Raw genomic sequence first — 17,815 nt, forward strand, 5'->3', positions numbered from 1 at the left:
GCACGCACGGGTGGCTCCAAGGGGCGAGGAGTGTAGGAGCTTTCGACCCTACGAGCCGCCCGTGCCCCTCACGCCAACGAGCCCGACCTCATGCCCCGCCGTAGCACACCGCTCCCGACCCACAGTTATGGCAGGAGAGCCGCAAAGTCTGCCAGAAACCGTGCACCCCTACCAGACCTGATATGAGTACGGGCAGCGCCGACAGGGTAAGTACGGGCAGCGCCCGCAGGCCACGCCTATGCAGGCCACGCCTATGCAGGCCACGCCTATGGTGGAGTGCATGCCTGCGTTGCCTGGTCACCGTCCGTCCCTGCTGCTCGAAGTAGACCTCGCCGAACTTCCCGCCGCGCCCGACACGGACGACCCGATCGCCCGGCTGCGGGCCCGCGGCCGCCACCAGCTCCGCCCCATCCTTCGCGCGTTGCACGAGGCCGCAGCAGACCATCACGTCGTCGGGCTGATCGCCAAAGTCGGTGGGGCGCTGCCGTGGGCGGCCATGCAGGAGCTGCGCCTCGGTGTGCGTGCCTTCGCCGCGAGCGGGAAGCCGACGCTCGCGTGGGCAGAGAGCTTCGGTGAGGGCTCCGGCGACATGGCGGCATACGTCCTGGCGACCGGTTTCGACGAGATCTGGTTGCAGCCTGGCGGGGGCCTCGGTCTGCTGGGTGTGGGGGTGGAGACGACCTTCGTCCGCGGCGCGCTCGACCACCTGGGCATCGAGCCGCAGCTCGAGCAGCGTTACGAGTTCAAGAACGCCGCCGACCGCATCATGCGCACCGAGTTCACCGAGGCCCACCGCATCGCGCTCGACCGCCTTGCCGAGTCAGTGTTCACCGACGCGATCGACATGATTGCGGACGGGCGAGGGATCGAGGCCCTTAGGGTGCGCGAGCTCGCCGATACGGGGCCCCGCACCGCGCCGGAGGCGCGCGACGCCGGGCTGGTCGACGCGCTCGGCTACCGCGACGAGGTGTACGCCGCGATGCGCTGGCGGGTCGGCACCGATGTCAAGCTGCTGTTCGCCGATCGGTGGCGTCCGCAACGCCGTCCGCATGTGCCGGCGCGCCGCAAGGGCCACGTCGCTCTCGTCGAGGTGCGCGGGGCTATCGCGTCCGGGCGCACCCGCCGCGGTCCGATGGGACGGCAGGTCGGCAGCGATTCGGTCGGGGCAGCCCTGCGCGCCGCGACCAACGACGAGCACGTCCGCGCGGTCGTCCTGCACGTCGACTCCCCGGGGGGTTCGGCCGTCGCGTCCGACACGATCTGGCGAGAGGTGTGCCGCGTGCGCGACGCGGGCAAGCCGGTGGTCGTGTCGATGGGCGCGGCGGCGGCCTCTGGCGGCTACTACATCGCCTGCCCGGCCGATGTGATCGTCGCGCTTCCCGCGACGCTCACCGGGTCCATCGGCGTCTTCGGCGGCAAGATGGTCGTACGCGAGCTGTTCGATCGTCTGGGGCTGACGACCGGGACGGTGTCGCACGGGGCCCGGTCGCTGATGTTCTCGCCGCGGCGCGGCTTCAGCGACGACGAGCGTGAGCGGCTGGCTGCCACCATCGACGCGATCTACGTCGACTTCGTGGCCAAGGTGGCCCGCGGCCGAGGCCGTCCGGTCGCCGAGATCGAGAGCATCGCACGTGGTCGGGTGTGGACCGGCAGCGACGCGCTCGGCATTGGCCTGGTCGACGAGCTCGGCGGGTTGCGCGACGCCGTACGCATCGCCCGCTCGCGTGCGGGCCTGTCGGCCGATGCCCCGGTGCGCCATGCCCTTCATGTCGCCCCGCTGGCCCGGCTGGGACGCGCGAAGAACACCGAGGACCCGCGCGCGGTGGTGAGCGCGACGCTACCGGGGCTCTCTGACATCGCTGCCGCGCTGGGGCTGCCCGACACGGCCGCCCTGCGCATGCCGTCGATCACGGTGCGCTGATGACTTCCTGGATCCAGCCTTAGCGGATCGCGATCCGGACGTTAGTGGCCATGCATGGACGAGCCACGCATCACAGATCCGGAAGTTGTGGCCGGCGCATGGACGAGCCACGCCTTCAGGTGTAGCGCCGGACCACTTGCTGCAGCTTGGCGTCGTGCGCTCCATGCCAGTACACGTGTCCGCAGGACCGGCACCGGGAGAATTGCTGCTTCGTGCGCAATGTCCCCGGTTCCAGCTGGTTGGCCACCTGAGCCTTCGCAACCGGGCTCAGCGTTCCCCCGCAGGCCAGGCACAGGCTCCACGGCTCGAGGGGCGGCCGGAACCGCTCGATAACGTCGGCGAGCTGGGCGTCGGGGTGCTGCCCGCGCACGAAGGCGGCCCGGCGCAGCGCCGTGCGCATCAACAGGCCCCGGTCTTGGCTGAGCAGCACTCGGTCCTCACGTGCAGCCTGCTCGACGAGATGGTCGTCGTCAGCGTGGTTGTCGTATGCCGTGTCGACACCCAGGAGCCGAAGCCTGCGGGTCAGCGCGCCGAGGTGCACGTCCAACAGGAAGATCGCCGGCCCCCGCAGCGGTTGTGGCCGGGCGCGAACCGCGACGTCGAGCCGGTCCTGCTCCTGCAACCGACTCCGCCAGGACACCGAGACCTTGGCCACGAGCAGGTCTCCGACCTCGGTCAGTGGCACGCCTGCACTCTGGACGAGATGTCCAACTGTGGCATCCGGGTCGTGCGGCAGGTCGAGCTCGCCGCTGTCGCGGCCCCGGCGCGGCAGCAGGAAACGCAGGGCGGGGTGGATGCAAAGCCGGACCGTGCCGGGTGCCACCGGGGTTTCTGCGGGACGTTCCGTCGAGGTCACTTCTGCTCATGGGCGGCACGGCTGGCGGCCACGGCGCCGGCGATGTTGGCTTCTGCGGTCGCCTTGTCGACGCCGAGGGCGGCGAGCACGCCGGTGCCGTCTTCGAGCTCAAGCAGCGCGAGCAGGATGTGCTCGGTACCGATGTAGTTGTGGCCCATCCGCAGGGCCTCCCGGAACGTGAGTTCCAGCGCCTTTCGCGCCCGTGGATCGTAAGGAATGAGCGCGGGCACGTGGTCGGCTGCCGGCGGCAGGGTCGCGGTGACGGTCTGCCGGACGGTTTCCAGCGGTACGCCTTGGGCGACGAGCGACATCGCGGCGAGTGCGTCCGGTTCGGTGAGGAGCCCCAGCACCAGGTGTTCGGGGCGGATCTCGTCGTTGTCTGCTGCACGGGCTTCGTTCTGCGCCGCCATCACAACATTCCTCGCCCGCTCGGTGAACCGGCTGAATCCCTGGTGGGGATCGAGATCCGATAGTTCGCCGGGGCCCTTCGGAACGAAACGCTTCTGAGCTGCTTGTTTGGTGACTCCCATGCTCCTGCCGATGTCCGTCCAGGACGCGCCCGAGCGTCTTGCCTGGTCGACGAAGTGGCCGATCAGATGATCAGCCACGTCGCGGAGACAGACTTCTGGTGGCACTGGTGTCGTCACCCCACCATCATCCCCTGCCCCCTACCGGCGCTCGCGGCGCTGCACTCCACGCCCGGCGTGCCACGACTCGATCACGAGGTGGTCCGCGGGCGTGCCGACGGTGGTGTGCACGACCTCAAGGATGTCGATCGTGAAGCGATGGGCTTGATCGATGCGCGTCGCGTCCGACACCTCCGTCGCTCGACCGGCGATCTTTGCGTCGCCCAGCCACGAGCCGGGGTCGTCCTCCGGTGCGTCCTCCGTGGGGCAGTGCACTGCGAGACGCGCGTCCCGGCGCAGGTCCAACGCTTTCAGCGAGCCGGGCATCATCCCCAGGTAGAGCCCGTCGTCAGCGAACTCCACTTCGGTGCCGCTGATGCGCGGCGAACCGTCTCGTCGCAGCGTCGCAAGAGTGGAGTGCTTGCGGATCGCGAAGCACCGGCGGACGCGGGCAGCGAGCTCCGGCTGGTCGGCAGCGAAGTCGGTCCAGGAAGTCATGAGCTGATCCTGCCGGACGACGAGTCAGGGTGCGGGTTGATTCGCGGGTTGTTCCCGGAATTCGCGGAGCGCAGGCCGCAGCATTGGGGAGGGCAGGCATCGCGGTCGCAGTGCTCGCCTCGCCCATCCTGCTCTTCCGCAAGCGCGACCTGGTCGCAGGATGAAAGACTACGCGGCTGTCGATGTCAGTCGTCGCCCTCGAGGTCGCCCTCGGTCTCCAGGATCGCGTCCTGCAACGCCTGCAGGGCCTGCTCCGATGGTTCGCTCCACAGTCCGCGTTGCGCCGCCTCGACCAGCCGCTCGGCGATCCCCTTGCGCGCCCACGGGTTCGACGTGCGCATGAACTCGGCCACCTGCGGATCCTGCACGTACTCGCGGGTCAGCGACTCGTACATCCAGTCGTCGACGACACCGGCCGTCGCGTCGTACCCGAACAGGTAGTCGACCGTAGCTGCCATCTCGAAGGCGCCCTTGTACCCGTGTCGCTGCATCGCGGCAATCCATCGGGGGTTGACCACCCGCGCGCGGAACACGCGCTTGGTCTCCTCACCGAGCGTCCGGGTGCGCACCTGGTCGGGAACCGCCGAGTCACCGACGTATGCCGCCGGGCTCTGGCCGGTGAGGTGGCGGACCATCGCCACCATGCCGCCGTGGTACTGGAAGTAGTCGTCACTGTCGACGATGTCGTGCTCGCGGGTGTCCTGGTTCTTCGCCGCCACCTGGATCCGGGTGAACGCGCGCTCCATGTCGCCGCGAGCCTCGGTGCCGTCCAGCCCGTGCCCATAGGCGTAGCCGCCCCAGACGGCATACACCTCGGCCAGATCGGCATCGGTGCGCCAGGTGCGAGCGTCGACCAGGGGCAGCAGCCCGGCCCCGTACGCACCCGGCTTGGAGCCGAACACCCGCGCTGTCGCTCGCCGGCGGTCGGCCCCGGCGGCGACGTCGGCCTCCACGTGGACCCGCACGAAGTTCTCGTCCGCATCCTCGTCGAGATCGGCCACGGCCTGCACGGCGTCGTCCAGCAGCTGTACCACGTGCGGGAAGGCGTCCCGGAAGAAGCCGGAGATGCGCACCGTCACATCGACCCGGGGGCGAGCCAGCTCCGCGGCGGGGACGATCTCGAACCCGGTGACCCGACGCGAGGCGTCATCCCAGACGGGTCGGCACCCCAGCAACCAGAGGATCTCGGCGATGTCGTCGCCTTGCGTGCGCATGCACGAGGTGCCCCAGACCGTCAGGCCCACCGACCTCGGCCAGTCCCCGGTGTCGGCGCGGTGGCGGGTAAGCAGCGACTCGGCCAGCGCGACGCCGGTGTCCCAGGCGTTTCGGCTGGGGATCGCCTTGGGGTCGACGGAGTAGAAGTTGCGTCCGGTGGGCAGCACGTTGACCAGGCCTCGGGTCGGCGAGCCGCTTGGACCCGCCGGGACGAAACCGCCGTCCAGCGCGTGCAGGACGTTGGCGATCTCGTCGGTCGTGCGTGCCAACCTCGGGACCAGCTCGGTGGCACCGAAAGCCAGCACCCGAACGATGTCGGCCGTCCCGCCGGGGACGTCGTCCCCGAGCACCTCGGCGATGACGGCGGCGATCTTGCCGGGCTCCCAGCCCAGCGTCTCCAGACCCAGCACCAACCGGCGCGCCGCCTGTTCGAGCAGGTCGACCGCGTCGGCACCCGAGCGGACCGGGCCGTCGATGACCGACCCGAGCTGGCGGGCACCCTCGAGCGCCGAGCCGCTCAGCTGGGCGCCGGCGTCGTCGAGCAGGGCCTTCTCATCCAGCCCGTATGCCGTGGCCAGCGCCGCCCGCAGGCCGGGCAGGGCCTGCGTGCGCCCGCCCCAGACCTGCGTGGCCCGCAGGATGGCCAGCACCAGGTTGACCCGGGCCTCGCCGAGCGGTGCCCCGCCGAGCACGTGGAGGCCGTCGCGGATCTGGACATCCTTGACCTCGCACAGGTAGCCGTCGACGTGCAGGACCATGTCGTCGAAGTCGTCGTCCCCGCCGGGCATCTGGTCCAGGTGCAGGTCATGGTGCAGCTGGGCGGCCTGGACCAGCGTCCAGATCTGCTGCTGCACCACCGGCACCTTGCTCGGGTCCAGCGCCCGCACTGTGGCGTACTCGTCGAGCATCTGCTCGAGCTTGGCCATGTCGCCGTACGTCTCGGCCCGCGCCATGGGCGGCACGAGATGGTCGACGACGACCGCGTGGCCGCGCCGCTTGGCCTGCGTGCCCTCGCCGGGGTCGTTGACGATGAATGGGTACACCAGCGGCAGGTCGCCCAGGACCGCGTCCGGCGCGCACTCCGCGGACAGCCCGAGACCCTTGCCGGGCAGCCACTCCAGCGTCCCGTGCTTGCCGAGATGCACCACCGCGTGCGCCCCGAATCCATCGTCGTCCTGGGCAGCCTCGAGCCAGCGGTAGGCCGCGAGGTAGTGGTGCGACGGCGCGAGCTCGGGATCGTGGTAGATCGCCACGGGGTTCTCGCCGAAACCGCGCGGCGGCTGGATGATCAGCACGACGTTGCCGAACTGCAGCGCCGCCAGGGCCACGGCCGGCTCCGACCCCGAGGAGTCGACGTACAGCTCACCGGGTGCAGGGCCCCACGCCTTCTCGATGGACGCCCGCAGGCTGGCCGGCAGCGCATCGAACCACCGCGCGTATGTCGACCCGGGCACCTTCGCGACAGCGGCGGCCAGCTGCTCGTCGGTGAGCCACTCGACGTCGTGGCCCCCTGCCGCGATCAGCGCGTGGATCAGCTCGTCGCCGTCCTGGGGGAACCCGGCACCGAGGTCGTACCCGCCCGCGCGCAACGCCTCAAGTAGCACCACGGCGCTGGCAGGGGTGTCGAGCCCGACGGCGTTGCCGACCCGGGCGTGCTTGGTCGGGTAGGAGGACAGCACGATGGCGACCCGGCGCTCGGCGGCCGCGGTGTGCCTCAGCCGAGCGAGCGCGAGCGCCGTCCTGGCGAGCCGCGCACAACGCTCCGCATCCGCGACGTAGATGGCCACGCCGAGGTCATCGATCTCCTTGAAGGAGAACGGATTCGCGATGATCCTGCCGTCGAACTCCGGGATCGCCACCTGCATCGCTGCGTCCATCGGGGTCAGCGCGGCGGTTGACGCCGCCCAGGCGGCCCGCGAGCTTGTCAGGGCCATGCCCTGCACCACTGGTACATCCAGGGTGGCCAGCAGTCCCGCGTCCCACGCGTCCTCGTCACCGCCGGCGCTCGCATCAGCGGCCACCGCTCCTCCGCCGGCCAGGACGGTGGTGACCACCACGTCGCAACCGGACAGCAGTGAGAGCAGTCCGTCGGCCTCCGCCTGGCCACCGGTGAGCCCGCGAAGCGAACCACAGAAGACCGGGACCGCCGACCCGCCCGCCGCCTCGATCGCGACGCAGAGCGTGTCGACGAACGCCGTGTTGCCGCTCAGCTCGTGGGCGCGGTAGTACAGAACGCCCACGCGGGGGCGAGGCGTCACGGCGGGTGCCTGCGACTCCCGCTCGTGGATGACGTCCCGCTCGTGGACGCCGTAGATGGGGAAGATGACCGGTGGCTCGAAGCCCTGGCCGGTGAGCAGCAGGGTGTCGGACAGGAATGAGGCGAGCTCGCGCAGGTTGGCCGTCCCGCCCTCGAGGAGGTAGGCCAGCGCCTGGGTGGCCACCCCGGCGGGCACGCTCGAGACGGACATCAGCTCAGCGTCCGGGGTGGACTCACCTCCCAGGACCACGGTCGGGACGCCAGAGGCCAGCACCGCGTCCAGACCCAGGGGCCAGGTGCGGCGGCCGCCGAGCAGGCGCACGACGGCGACGTCCACGCCGTTGAGCAGGGCGGGGACCTCTGAGGCCTCGGTCCGAGCAGGGTTGGCGACCCGCCAACCGGCGTCGCAGCGGGCAGCGGCGAGCAGGTCGGTGTCAGCGGTCGAGAGCAGCAGAGCGGCCATGAGGGAGCCGTCCTTCCTCGGAGCGTCCACGCCCCGTGCCGAAGGCATCGACGGATGCCGAGCGTGGGGTCAGCGGGACTGCAGGGCGTCGAGGGCCACAGCCATCGCGGCGCCGACCCGCCAGTCCAGCCGCCAGCCGTTGGGCGTGGCGGGAAGCTCCACGTCATACCGGTCGCGCAGGCTCCGGCGTCGAACTGAGCTCAGCACGATCGAGCCGTCGGGCGCGGTGAAGTCGAAGTGGAACAGAAACGGTGAGGGCAGGTCGCCGACCACGGGCAGGACCTCCCACAGCCGGCGCGCGATGGCGACGCTCTGGTTGCGCTCGGTGCCCGTGGCCTCGAGCCCGTCGGCGCCGGTCAGCTGCCAGGTCGAGCGCAGCAACGACTTGGCGAACTCCTTGCGGAAGCTGCCGATCGGCGTACCGCTCGCGTCCGTGACGTCATAGGTCGCGCCGAGGTCCATCCGCTGCCTCGCCTTGAACCCGAACACCGGCTGCGTGCGCGCCTCGTCGGCGTAGAACGTCACCTGTTCCTTGAAGGCCATCCGTTTCTGCTGCGCCATGGCGATCAGCGGTCCCTCGGCCCCCTCGGCGTCGACCGACCTGATCTCGTAACGGTTGACCATCATCGTGATCTTCTGCTTGATGGTGAACCGCTCGTACCCCGCCTTGCCGGTCAGGTCGTTGTTGGTCATGTCGTTGTTGGTCATGCCGGCATTCTCCTGCATGCCCCGATGCTGGCATGCTGTGCGGGTCATGTCCGAGCTCATCATCACCTCGCCGGCCAACGCCCGCCTGAAGTCACTGGTCGCACTACGCCGTCGTCGTGCGCGCGAGGAAGCAGGGATCACCCTCATCGAGGGGTATGACGAGCTGTCCCTCGCGCTGGACGCGGGCGTCGTGCCGCGAACCGTCTACCACTGCCCCGAGCTGATGCTCGACCCCGCGATGCAGCAGGACGTCCTGCTGCGGGTGCAGGCCCTGGGCTCGGACACCCAGCAGCTGGGGCGGGCGGCGTTCGAGAAGGTGGCCTACCGCGAGGGCCCCGACGGTTTCCTTGCCGTAGTGGAATCGGTGGTGCGTTCCTGCGCCGATCTGACGGTCGGGCCCGCGCCGCTGGCCCTGATCTGCCAGGGGGTGGAGAAGCCGGGCAACCTCGGCGCGATGTTGCGGACGGCCGATGCCGCCGGGGTCGAGGCCGTCGTGGCCATCGATCAAGTCACCGACTGGGGCAATCCCAACCTGGTGCGTGCCAGCAAGGGCACGGTCTTCTCGGTTCCGGTCGCCTCGGCTGGTACGGGCGAGGCGTTGAAGTGGTTGTCGGACAACGGTATTGCGCTTGTCGCCACGACGCCGGACACGGAGCTGGACTACACGGAGGTGGACTACACGGGGCCGGTCGCGATCGCCGTCGGGGCCGAGAAGTACGGACTGACAGACGAGATCCTGGCGGCCGCGGCATACCGGATCCGCATCCCGATGGCGGGGCGGGCGAACTCCCTGAACGTGGCGACGTCGGCGGCCGTGGTCATCTACGAAGCCGTGCGGCAGCGCCGCGGGCGCTGACCAGACGGTAGAACGGACCCCCGTCAAGAGCACCCCGTGACCTGTGCCACGATTACCCGTATGCGAGTTGACCACGTCTCTTATGCCGCCGAAATTGATGGGCTGAAGGCGACCGCCCAGCGCCTCGCCAAACGGCTCGGAGTGACTCCCGTCGATGGGGGTATCCATCCCCGCTTCGGCACTCGCAACATCATCCTTCCGCTGGCCGACAGGCGCTTCGTCGAGGTCGTCGAGGTGCTTGACCACCCCGCCTCCGACAAGGCACCGTTCGGCCAGGCCGTCCGCGCCCGTTCCGAGGTGGGCGGTGGCTGGCTGGGCTGGGTCGTCAGCGTCGAGGACCTGTCCGAGGCTGAGAAGCGACTCGGTCGCGAGGCCGCAGTCGGCAGCCGACGCCGCCCTGATGGCGTCGAGCTCAAGTGGCGTCAGCTCGGCGTCAAGGGGCTCATAGCCGACCCGCAGCTACCCTTCTACATTCAGTGGGACGACGAGAGCCCGCACCCGTCCGGCGGCGCCAATTCCAACGTGACGATCAGCGGACTGCAGATCGCCGGTGACCCCGACCGGGTCTGCGAGTGGCTCGGCCTGCCGGCTGACCAGACCTCGACCGTCATCGACTTCACGTTCGTCGCGCCGCACGGCACCCCGGGCCTGCTGGCCGTCACGTTCGACACGCCCAAGGGTCCTGTCACCATCTGATCAAGTCACCATCTGATCAGTCGAGCTCCACCGGAGCTCTCCTCCACGCTCCTGATCGGCGGCGTTGACGACCCCTGATCCGCCTCGCAAACGAACTCTGATTCGCCTCGCAAACCAGTTCTGATCGGCGCCGCCGCACGGTGCCTCCTGGTACTACCACCATCGGGCGATGGCGGCTAAACCCAACGGTCCGCCACGCGGCCGACTCGGTTCTCGAGCGGACCGACGTCGTTGCGGTCCCGTCCGCTCACGTCCGGGGTTCGGTCTTCGCCGCATACCTCGCGCTGAGCGACGGCACGACGATGCCGGAGCTGGCCGCCATGCCGCACAGGGGATGATGCTGGTCAGAGGAAGCGTGTCCCGAACCGTTCGGTATCGCTCGCCGAACACCGGTCCGGAGGAGGTCAACCGCCTGCTCGGGGAGGTCGACCTTGCGGATCGAGTTTCCGACCTTGCCCTTGGCGCCGACACCGTGCTGGTGCACGGCGATGAGCCCCTGACCATTGCCGAGCGGGCGCGACTGCTGCTGGCCCGAGCGATACTGGACGATCCACCCCTTCTGGTGTTCGACCGCCTCGACGCGGACCTGGGAAAGGTTGGACGCAGCACGATGCGCAGACTGCTCGCGGACTACCCGGGCGTGGTGATTCTGGCCAGTGACGACCCTGACCAGATCGTCACGGCGACCCACATCTGGCGGCCTGACGGCTTCCACCGGATCGCACCGACACCGACCGTGGGCGCGCGACGAAGTTCGGCCTCATGACGCGCGCGACGAACAGTTATCTCGGCGTCTTCTGCGCGCACCCGCACCTCTGCAGATCTCTCGCCCATCGATGTATTCCTCGACGAGGGCGGCTTGCCTGTAGTGAGCCGCGACGTCGGCGGCGGCGGCATGGCCTGCGGTTCGTCGACGGCGAGGGTCAGGCCGTTGCTGCTCGATTCTTGCCTTGGCTTGACCACCACCGGGTACTGCAACCCGGACAGATCCTGTCCTGGGGACCAAGGTCAACCGAGGTAGTCGACCAGCTGCGGGGCAAGCCCGATGTAGGTCTGCGGGGTCATCTCGAGGAAACGTCGCTCGACGTGGGGCGGCAGACCCAGGCCGCTGACGAACTCGCGGAGGTCGTCGCCGGTGATCCGACGGCCGCGGGTGAGCTCCTTGAGCCGCTCGTACGGGTTCTCCATGCCCTCGACTCCCTGGGCGCCGAGGGAACGCATCGCGGACTGGATCGGCTCGCCGAGCACCTCCCAGTTGGCCTCGAGGTCGGCGGCCATCGCGGCTGGCACGGCGTCCAGCCCGGCCAGACCACGGCCGGCGTTGTCGATCGCCAGCAGCGAGTGACCGAACGCGGTGCCGATGTTGCGTTGCATGCTCGAGTCGGTGAGGTCGCGCTGCATCCGGGACTGCACCAGCGTCGAGGCGAGCACGTCGAGGAGGGCGTTGGAGACCTCGAGGTTGGCCTCGGCGTTCTCGAAGCGGATCGGGTTGACCTTGTGCGGCATCGTCGACGAGCCGACGGTGCCCTGGCCGCGCACCTGGGCGAAGTAGCCCATCGAGATGTAGGTCCAGACGTCGGTGCAAAGGTTGTGCAGGATCCGGTTGAAGCGGGCCATGTCGCTGTAGAGCTCGGCTTGCCAGTCGTGGCTCTCGATCTGCGTGGTCAGCGGGTTCCATTGCAGGCCAAGGGACTCCACGAACGCCTTGCTGATCGCCGGCCAGTCTGCTTCGGGCACGGCGGCGACGTGGGCGCCATACGTGCCGGTCGCTCCGTTGAGCTTTCCGAGGTATTCCGCGCGGCCGATGCGGGCGAGCTGGCGCCTCAGGCGGTACGCGATCACTGCCAGTTCTTTGCCCATCGTTGTCGGCGTGGCAGGCTGGCCGTGCGTGCGTGCGAGGAGCGGTACGTCGCGCAAATCCCTGGCCATGTCGGCGACGGCGTCCACGAGGGCGGTGGCTCGCGGTAGCCAGACCTGCTCGACGGCTCCCTTGACCATCAGCGCGTAGGAGAGGTTGTTGATGTCCTCGCTGGTGCAGGCGAAATGGATCAGCTCGGATATCGCGGCCAGGCCGGTGGCCTGTGTGCCGGCCATCGTTTTGCCGGCCATCGTGCTGAGGCGACGCTTGAGGTAGTACTCGATGGCCTTGACGTCGTGGACGGTCTCTCGCTCGATCTCGGCGAGCTCAGCGACGTCGCCCGGACCGAAGTCCTCCACGACCGCGCGCAGGCGTGTCTGCTCATCCGCGGTGAGTGATCGAACATTCGGGACGACCTGGCCGGTGGTGAGGTGGATCAGCCACTCGACCTCGACGCGGACCCGCTCGCGGTTGAGCGCGGCCTCGGAGAGGTGGTCGACCAATGGGGCGACGGCTGTGCGGTAGCGGCCGTCGAGGGCGCCAAGGGCAATGGACGGGGACGCGTCAGCAAGCGAGGCCATGGTGGCCATCCTCCCAGAGTCTGCGCCGCCCGCCGAACAGGTCACCGGGCTACCTGGGACCACGGCGGTTCCTTGCCCGTTCAGGCTTGCCCCGGTTACGGGTCAGCCCTGCGAGCTTGCCCCGGCACTGTCGCCCATCGGTGGTGGTTGGATAAGTGAGAACGCCTCGCCCTGGGCGCCGGTCAGGGCTGCCATCCGGCCGAACGGGGTGTCGAACGGTTGGCGGACCACGTCAGCGCCGAGCGCGGCAGCCTTGCCGACCGATGCGTCGCAGTCCTCCACCAAGAAGTATGTCGTCCAGCTTGGGGGGACCTCAGCGGGCGTGCTGGCGTCGAGCAAGCCCAGGCCGCCGACGACCTCGCCGTCACCGGCGCGCTTGATCGTGGCGTAGGTGTACCCCTGGCCCACGTCCTCAAAGGTGTACCCGAACACGCTGCCATAGAAGGCTTTCGCGCCCTCGTGGTCCCGCGTCATCAGCTCGTTCCAGACCAGGGTGCCCGGCTCGTTGAAGATGCCGACCCCCACGTGGTCGCCGCCCTGCCAGATGCCATAGGGCGCCCCTGTCGGATCCATCCCGAACGCGAGACGACCGGCGGTCATGACGTCCATCGGCTCCATCATGAACTGACCGCCCGCCTCCTTGGCTTTGGCGACGGATGCGTCGAGGTCGTCGGAAGCCAGGTAGGTGGACCAGACGTTGGGGAAGGGGTTGTCCTGCGCTTTGGGGCTGATGGCGGTCACCGGCCGGCCGTTCAGCAGGCACATGGCGTAGCCACCGGCCTCGGGCGGACCGTCCTGGATGTCCCAGCCGAACAGACTGGAGTAGAACTGCTTGGCGGCGCCAGGATCGGTGACCATGAGGTCGATCCAACATGGGGTGCCGTTGGGCCAGTTCTCATCGCGTGTCGGCACGGTGCGCTCCTCGATTGGTGTGACACGCGGGTATGGCGTGTTGCCGGGCGGGGTGGTCCGACTCAGGTCGGAGCCTGCCACCCAGGGCCGACAGCCGCCACCCCCAGGACACTCTCGCCATGCCGCGTGCTCGTCTCCTGCTCATCGGACGAGGGAGGCACCACCGCCTGTGACTGCGAAAAGCACGGTCGCTCCGATGCCGAAGAGCACACCGGTCGAGGCGCGCGACGGCCTCATGATTGTCACCGAACCACGCACCGTCCCTAGAAGGCTAGGCGCGGCGGAGCCGCGATTCTAGGTTTGCCACTGAATCACCCGCACGATCCCTAGGTTTGCCACTGAAACACCCGCACGATCCCTAGGTTTGGCTAGATGGCAATCCAGGCCGCCGCTTTGGCCTGGAACTCGACTGGCGTCCACTGCCCCGCACCGGCGGGGATGCGGCCCAGGAGCTGGGTGCCGGTAACCGACGCCAGGTCCTCCAGGTTGGTCCGCATCGCCAGGTCCGGGTTCTGGGGCCAGGACCCGATGACGAAGCCGAGACAGTCCAGACCCCGCGTCCGCAGCGCTTCGGCCGTGAGCGCGCTGTGGTTCAAGGTGCCCAGGCCCGCGGCGGCCACGACGACGTAACCCACCTTGGCGCCGAGCGCGGAGAGCTCGGACCCCAGGTCCGCGATCGTGCCGCCGTCGCCGTCCAGCCGCACGAGCAGACCGCCAGCTCCCTCGACGAGAACGAGATCGACGTCGTCGCGGTGGGCGATCGCGGCCAGCCTGGCGGCGTGGTCAGCGACGCTGGGTAGCGCAACGCCGACCCGACGGCCAGCGGCGTCGGGAGCCAGCGGGTCCGGCAACCGGACGAACTCGTGGGTCTCGACCTTGCCGGCCAACCGGCATACGTCGTGGATGTCCCCGGGTTGGCCCGGCAGCAGCCCGGTCTGGGTCGGCTTGACGACGACCAGCCGCAAGCCCTGACCGCGAAGGCCGACGACGATCGCGGCCGTGGTCACCGTCTTGCCGATCGCGGTGTCGGTGCCGGTCACGACGATGATGGGCGCGAGCTCGCTCACCGGGTGATCTCGCTGAGGACCTTTGTGGCGCGGGCGATCTCGTCTGGCGTGTGATGGGCATGTGCGGTGATCCGCAGGCGCGAGATGCCGTCGGGTGTCGAGGGCGGACGGAAGCACCCGATCCGTATGCCGTGCTCCGCGCAGACCGCGACCGCCGCAAGAGCCTCACGGGGCCCGGCCATCGGCACGGACAGGACGGCCCCGGCGGGCGGCCGGACACCGCAGGCCTCGGCGAGGGTGGCGGCGTTGGCCCGGACACGGGCGGCCAGACCCGGGTCGTGGTTGATGGCGGCAATCGCGGCGAGCGCGGCTCCGGCGGCCGCAGGAGCCAGCCCGGTGTCATAGATGAAGGGGCGCGCGGCGTTGACCAGCTGCTCGCGCACGGCAGGGTGCCCAAGGACCGCACCGCCTTGTGCCGCAAGGGATTTGGACAATGTGACCGTGATGACGACATGGTCGCGACGCGAGAGTCCGAGGCTGGCGGTCAGCCCCTGACCGCGGTTGCCGGCCACACCGACACCGTGCGCCTCGTCAACGAGCAGGATCGCGTCGTGGCGTCGGGCGATCTCCTCGAGGTCCTCGAGGGGTGCCGCGTCACCAAGGACCGAGTAGATGGACTCGACCACGATCATCGCCTTGGGCTGGGTGCGCTCGCCCAGGACCCGCTCGACGTCAGCGGTGTCGTTGTGCCGCGCAACCGCCACCTGTGCCCGGGACAGTCGAGCCGCGTCGATGAGCGAGGCATGGATGTGCGCGTCCGAGACGATCAGGGTCTGGTCGTCCGAGAGAGCCGTGACCGCACCGAGGTTGGCGTGGTAGCCGGTCGAGAAGACCAGGGCGCTGTCCGCCTCCAGGAGATCGGCCAGAGCGCTCTCGAGCTGGTCGTGGATCGGCAACGTGCCCGTGACCAGTCGGGAGGCTCCGGCGCCGCCGCCGTACGCGCGAGCTGCCGTCGTCGCCCCGAAGATGACGTCCGGGCGGCTGGTGAGCCCGAGGTAGTCGTTGCCGGCAAGGTCGATGAGGTCGTCGCCCTGACGCGCGACCAGACGTCGCGTCAGGCCGAGGCGTTCGCGCTCAGCGGCCTTGGCCGCGAGGTCATCCAAGAACCAGCTCACCGGTCAAGGGTGCCGCAGACGGGTCCGGGCTCGTGACCCGGGGCATGGACCGGGGCGGGTGGCAGACTCCAGGCACGACGATGTCCGCCAGTGCGCAAGGGAGCAAGCGTGACCGAGCAAGGTGCCGACCAAGGCGTCGCCCAAGGTGCCGACGAGGGCGTCGCCCACGGTGTCGATGAAGGTATCGACCAGCGCGGGGCTCTGCGGGAGCTGAAGACTGAGCTCACGCGGTTCATGATGTCGTACAAGTTCGCGACCGACGAGATGATGACGAAGATCAACATCTTGAAAGAGGAGTTCAGCTCGATCCACGACTACAGCCCGATCGAGCATGTCAGCTCAAGGCTTAAGTCGCCCGAAGGCATCCTGAAGAAAGCACTGCGCACGGGCTGCCCGCTCGCCCTGGACGAGATCCGGGACCGCATCCAGGACATCGCCGGCATCCGGATCACCTGCGCGTTCATCTCCGATACGTATCGGGTCCGCGACATGCTGACAAGCCAGCAGGACGTCACGGTGCTCAAGGTCAAGGACTACATCGCCTCCCCGAAGCCCAACGGCTACAAGAGCCTGCATCTGCTCGTGGCCGTCCCGGTGTTCATGTCGGACCGCGTCCAGCCGGTCACGGTCGAGATCCAGATCCGCACGATCGCCATGGACTTCTGGGCCAGCCTCGAGCACAAGATCTACTACAAGTACGACGGTGGCGTGCCGACCGCGCTCCTCGACGAGCTGAAGCAGGCGGCGGACGTCGCAAGCCGTCTGGACGTGCAGATGGAGCGCCTCCACCATCAGGTCATCGAGCTCGGCGCCAACCCCGATGCCGCAGACGACCGGGGCAGCGTTGACTGGCTGTCGCAGTGGCCCCTGTCCACCGAGCTTCTGGAGACGTTCGTGCGCGGCCGCGAAGGCACCCCCACGCCTCCACGGGACTGAGGCTCTGGCGCACGAGCGACGAGCGACGAGCGACGAGGCTCAGCCGAGGTGTGTCGTGAACCCGTGGCGGCAGTTGTGGCACTCAGCCATGGATGTCAGTGACGGCGCCGACCAGGGCCGACGTGATCGCGGCGATGTCCTCGGTGGTGCTGACATAGGGCGGCATCGTGTAGACCAGATCGCGGAACGGGCGCACCCAGACGCCGCGTTCGAGGGCGGCGGCGCCGATCGCGGCCACGTCGGCAGGACCCGTCAGCTGTATGACGCCCACGGCTCCGAGCGTGCGTACGTCAAGGACGCAGTCCAGGTCCATGGCGGGTGCCAGGCCAACCCTCAGCTCCGACTCGATACGAGCCGTCTGAGCGTGAAAGTCGTTGCGCTCCAACAGATCCAGGCTCGCCAGCGCCACAGAGCAGGCCAGCGGGTTACCCATGAACGTCGGTCCGTGCATCAGCCCGCCGGACTGCCCGCCGCTCACGCCCTGCGCAACCTCGCGTGTGCACAGGGTCGCCGCCAGCGTCAGGTAGCCACCTGTCAACGCCTTGCCCACCGTGAGGATGTCCGGGACCACGCCGCACCTGTCAGCCGCCCACAGGGTGCCCGTGCGCCCGAAGCCTGTGGCGATCTCGTCGAAGATCAGCAGGGCACCGTGCTCGCGGGCGAGCGAGGCGAGCACCTGCACGGCATACGGGCTGTAGATGTGCATCCCGCCCGCGCCCTGGAGCACCGGCTCGATCACGACCGCTGCGACGTCCGGTGCGTACGCGGCATACAAGGCCCGCGTCTCCTGCTCCCAAACGACCATCGCCGGGCCATCGGATGGGACGTCGATCCCGGCTGGTGGACGCGGGGCGAAGATCTGCTCGGGGAGGACGCCGGTAAACAGTGAGTGCATGCCGCCGACCGGGTCGCACACGCTCATGGCCGCGAAGGTGTCGCCGTGGTAGCCGCCACGGATCGTGAACATCTTCGTGCGCGGGCGCCCTGCGTTGACATGGAACTGCCACGCCATCTTCATCGCGACCTCAACCGAGACCGACCCAGAGTCGGCGAGGAAGACATGCTGCAACGGTGACTCCCCCTGGCCGTCGAGTCGCGGCGCCAGCTCGATCAGCTTGCGCCCCAACGCAATTGCCGGTTCATGGGTCAGCCCGCCGAACATGACGTGACTCATCCGGCCGAGCTGGTCCTGGACGGCCCGGTCCAGCGACGGCACCGCGTAGCCATGGATCGCACACCACCAGGACGAC

The 17,815-nt window shown here is 69.0% G+C and carries 15 protein-coding genes; 4 read left to right on the top strand and 11 right to left on the bottom strand.

What is annotated here, in order from left to right; genetic code table 11:
* Positions 1 to 280 precede the first annotated feature (280 nt).
* On the top strand, positions 281 to 1,921 hold the full coding sequence (sppA, locus tag VIM26_RS03270; RefSeq protein WP_331948896.1) for a signal peptide peptidase SppA: 1,641 nt from the start codon (positions 281 to 283) through the stop codon (positions 1,919 to 1,921).
* 115 nt (positions 1,922 to 2,036) lie between these two features.
* Here the strand turns inward: sppA and VIM26_RS03275 are convergent, their stop codons facing one another.
* The 5 genes from VIM26_RS03275 to VIM26_RS03295 all read right to left on the bottom strand — a co-directional run bounded on the left by VIM26_RS03275 (position 2,037) and on the right by VIM26_RS03295 (position 8,544).
* The gene (locus VIM26_RS03275; RefSeq protein ID WP_331948897.1) at positions 2,037 to 2,777 is read right to left on the bottom strand and encodes a Mut7-C RNAse domain-containing protein; all 741 of its coding nucleotides are present in this window, start codon (positions 2,775 to 2,777) and stop codon (positions 2,037 to 2,039) included.
* Positions 2,774 to 3,424: a Clp protease N-terminal domain-containing protein gene (locus VIM26_RS03280; protein WP_331948899.1), complete on the bottom strand. Its 651-nt coding sequence runs from the start codon at positions 3,422 to 3,424 to the stop codon at positions 2,774 to 2,776. Before VIM26_RS03280 ends, VIM26_RS03275 begins: the two co-directional genes overlap by 4 nt.
* Before the next feature lie 21 nt (positions 3,425 to 3,445).
* A complete protein-coding gene (locus VIM26_RS03285) occupies positions 3,446 to 3,901 on the bottom strand; it encodes a pyridoxamine 5'-phosphate oxidase family protein (protein WP_331948901.1) in 456 nt (151 codons plus the stop codon).
* A 185-nt stretch (positions 3,902 to 4,086) separates the two neighbouring features.
* Positions 4,087 to 7,836, bottom strand: a complete 3,750-nt coding sequence (cobN, locus tag VIM26_RS03290) for a cobaltochelatase subunit CobN (protein ID WP_331948902.1) — start codon at positions 7,834 to 7,836, stop codon at positions 4,087 to 4,089.
* A 69-nt stretch (positions 7,837 to 7,905) separates the two neighbouring features.
* Positions 7,906 to 8,544, bottom strand: coding sequence for a hypothetical protein (locus tag VIM26_RS03295; RefSeq protein ID WP_331948903.1), 639 nt, complete (start codon positions 8,542 to 8,544; stop codon positions 7,906 to 7,908).
* A 46-nt stretch (positions 8,545 to 8,590) separates the two neighbouring features.
* On the opposite strand from VIM26_RS03295, the gene VIM26_RS03300 reads away from it, so the two are divergent.
* A complete protein-coding gene (locus tag VIM26_RS03300) occupies positions 8,591 to 9,400 on the top strand; it encodes an RNA methyltransferase (RefSeq protein WP_331948905.1) in 810 nt (269 codons plus the stop codon).
* Positions 9,401 to 9,460: 60 nt separating this feature from the next.
* A complete protein-coding gene (locus VIM26_RS03305; protein ID WP_331948912.1) occupies positions 9,461 to 10,096 on the top strand; it encodes a VOC family protein in 636 nt (211 codons plus the stop codon).
* Between the two features lie 247 nt (positions 10,097 to 10,343).
* Here the strand turns inward: VIM26_RS03305 and VIM26_RS03310 are convergent, their stop codons facing one another.
* The 5 genes from VIM26_RS03310 to VIM26_RS03330 all read right to left on the bottom strand — a co-directional run bounded on the left by VIM26_RS03310 (position 10,344) and on the right by VIM26_RS03330 (position 15,629).
* Positions 10,344 to 10,811 (bottom strand): hypothetical protein, encoded by a 468-nt coding sequence (locus VIM26_RS03310; protein ID WP_331948906.1) that lies wholly within the window; start codon positions 10,809 to 10,811, stop codon positions 10,344 to 10,346.
* Between the two features lie 293 nt (positions 10,812 to 11,104).
* On the bottom strand, positions 11,105 to 12,535 hold the full coding sequence (purB, locus tag VIM26_RS03315; protein ID WP_331948907.1) for an adenylosuccinate lyase: 1,431 nt from the start codon (positions 12,533 to 12,535) through the stop codon (positions 11,105 to 11,107).
* A 102-nt stretch (positions 12,536 to 12,637) separates the two neighbouring features.
* Positions 12,638 to 13,447, bottom strand: coding sequence for a VOC family protein (locus tag VIM26_RS03320; RefSeq protein ID WP_331948908.1), 810 nt, complete (start codon positions 13,445 to 13,447; stop codon positions 12,638 to 12,640).
* Positions 13,448 to 13,815: 368 nt separating this feature from the next.
* The gene (gene bioD / locus VIM26_RS03325; RefSeq protein ID WP_331948909.1) at positions 13,816 to 14,514 is read right to left on the bottom strand and encodes a dethiobiotin synthase; all 699 of its coding nucleotides are present in this window, start codon (positions 14,512 to 14,514) and stop codon (positions 13,816 to 13,818) included.
* On the bottom strand, positions 14,511 to 15,629 hold the full coding sequence (locus VIM26_RS03330; protein WP_331948910.1) for an 8-amino-7-oxononanoate synthase: 1,119 nt from the start codon (positions 15,627 to 15,629) through the stop codon (positions 14,511 to 14,513). Before VIM26_RS03330 ends, bioD begins: the two co-directional genes overlap by 4 nt.
* A gap of 108 nt (positions 15,630 to 15,737) precedes the next feature.
* Between VIM26_RS03330 and VIM26_RS03335 the strand changes: the two genes are divergently transcribed.
* The gene (locus VIM26_RS03335; protein ID WP_414696435.1) at positions 15,738 to 16,565 is read left to right on the top strand and encodes a GTP pyrophosphokinase; all 828 of its coding nucleotides are present in this window, start codon (positions 15,738 to 15,740) and stop codon (positions 16,563 to 16,565) included.
* An 82-nt stretch (positions 16,566 to 16,647) separates the two neighbouring features.
* On the opposite strand, the gene bioA is transcribed toward VIM26_RS03335, so the two are convergent.
* On the bottom strand, positions 16,648 to 17,815 hold a 1,168-nt coding region (bioA, locus tag VIM26_RS03340; protein ID WP_331948911.1), incomplete at its 5' end, for an adenosylmethionine--8-amino-7-oxononanoate transaminase.

This window comes from Pengzhenrongella sp. (assembly GCF_036565025.1).
Taxonomy (GTDB): domain Bacteria; phylum Actinomycetota; class Actinomycetes; order Actinomycetales; family Cellulomonadaceae; genus Pengzhenrongella.